This is a genomic window from Rhizobium sp. BR 362 (genome assembly GCF_036528765.1).
Taxonomy (GTDB): Bacteria; Pseudomonadota; Alphaproteobacteria; order Rhizobiales; family Rhizobiaceae; genus Rhizobium.
The window spans coordinates 1-1,817 of the sequence record NZ_JARWGH010000087.1; the positions used below are offsets into that span (position 1 = coordinate 1).

Annotated in this window: 3 protein-coding genes; all 3 read left to right on the plus strand. The window is 61.5% G+C overall.

Annotation, left to right across the window (positions count from 1 at the left end; translation table 11 throughout):
* Positions 1 to 106: 106 nt before the first annotated feature.
* Positions 107 to 676, plus strand: a complete 570-nt coding sequence (locus tag QDY28_RS30805) for a flavodoxin family protein (protein WP_331384850.1) — start codon at positions 107 to 109, stop codon at positions 674 to 676.
* Positions 677 to 703: 27 nt separating this feature from the next.
* Positions 704 to 1,003, plus strand: a complete 300-nt coding sequence (locus QDY28_RS30810) for a superoxide dismutase (RefSeq protein WP_331384851.1) — start codon at positions 704 to 706, stop codon at positions 1,001 to 1,003.
* A 96-nt stretch (positions 1,004 to 1,099) separates the two neighbouring features.
* On the plus strand, positions 1,100 to 1,817 hold a 718-nt coding region (locus QDY28_RS30815; RefSeq protein ID WP_331384852.1), incomplete at its 3' end, for an NAD(P)-dependent alcohol dehydrogenase.

The window sequence follows — 1,817 nt, forward strand, 5'->3', positions numbered from 1 at the left end:
ACTGTAATGAGGAGATCAGGCAAGTGACGTTTTCAGGGCGATTAAGGTCAATCGACCCAAATCGGCCGCCCGTCATGTGCATTCTCGTTGCAGGAAGGCGATCGAGTTGTTGATTTCAATCGTATACGACAGTGGCTTCGGTCACACCGCGCGCGTTGCCGAGGCAGTGGCGGCCGGGATTGGCGAAGTAAAAGGGGTTGAGGCGAAACTCATGGCCGTCGCGGACGGCCCCATGGACTGGGAAGCGCTCGAGCGCAGCGATGCCATCATCTTCGGATCGCCGACCTATAACGGCCTGATCAGTGCCAAGCTCAAGCAGTTCTTCGAGGATTCGACCAAGGCGGCATGGTCGGCCCAGAAGTGGCGTAACAAGATTGCGGCTGGATTTACGAATTCCGGAGCCCAGCACGGCGATAAGCTGAACTCGCTCATATCGATGGCGCTGTTCGCGGCCCAGCACGGCATGATCTGGGTCGGCCTCGATATGATGCCGGGCAACAGCAGCAGCACCGGCAGCGTGGACGATCTCAACCGGCTGGGAAGCTGGCTRGGGGTTATGACCCAGTCGAACGTGGACCAGGCTCCAGACGTCGCTCTGACCGATAGCGATTTGAAGACGGCTCAGTACCTCGGCCGGCGCGTGGCGGAGACCGCCAGCCGCTTTCAGCCGGCCTAACCATAAACTTACGCAAGGAGCATGACCATGAAATTGCTTTGCCTTGATGTCCCGCAGCCCGGCGCCTCGCTGGAGAAGTATCAGCCGCATATGCAGGACGAGGCGCGCCATGCCTGGCAGATGTACAAGGGTGGCATCATCCGTGACATCTACTTCCGGCAGGACCGACCCGGGGTCGCTATCATAGCAGAAGCCGCCTCCGTCGACGCGGCCAAAGCGGCACTTGCCGAATTTCCCCTCGCCAAGGCCGGCCTGATCGGTTGGGACGTGATCCCGCTCGGTGCCTTTACGAATTGGGAATCGCTGTTCGCGCCTGGGAATGCGTAGCGCTGCAGACGCCGCTCGGGCTCTGCGTGCGCAGGAAGGCGACGCGGTGCGGACCGGTAGCTTGCGCACCGGCGCGACAACTCGGAGAAAGCAATCATGAACGCACTGGGCTTTGCAGCTCGATCAGCCGCCGAACCGCTTGAGCGTTTCGCCTTCGAACGGCGCTCGCCACGGTCGGATGACGTTGTTATCGACATTCTCTATTGCGGTGTCTGTCATACCGACGTCCATATGGTCCGCAACCATTTCGGCTTCACGAACTACCCCATCGTGCCGGGCCACGAAATTATCGGGCGAGTGCGTGAGGTCGGAACGGGCGTGTTCCGCTTCAAGGCTGGCGACATGGTCGGGGTCGGTTGCATGGTCGATTCTTGCCAACGCTGCAAGCCCTGCCTCAAAGGCTGGGAGCAGGACTGTGTCGAGGGGCCGACCTTTGGCTACGCGAGCAGTGATCGTCAGGATGGTACGCCGACTTATGGCGGCTATTCCGACTCGATCGTCGTGCGGGACAAGTTCGTATTGTCGTTGCCAGGCCGGCTCGATCCGGCGGGTGCCGCTCCGTTGCTTTGCGCGGGCATCACCACCTGGTCGCCTCTGCATCGCTGGAACGTCGGTAAAGGCAGTAAGGTCGCGGTGATCGGTCTTGGCGGGCTTGGCCACATGGCCTTGAAGCTCGCCAAGGCGCTCGGGGCCGAGGTGACGCTGTTCACGCGATCGGCCGGCAAGGAGGAAGACGCCTTCCGCCTCGGCGCCGACCATGTTGTACTGTCGAGCGATGCGGAGCAGATGAAGGCCGTCGGCGGGCGCTTCGACG

What these genes read in the sequence shown, in the direction of transcription:
- QDY28_RS30810 (WP_331384851.1), top strand. Translation starts at nt 704, where the DNA reads ATGAAATTGCTTTGCCTTGATGTCCCGCAGCCCGGCGCCTCGCTGGAG.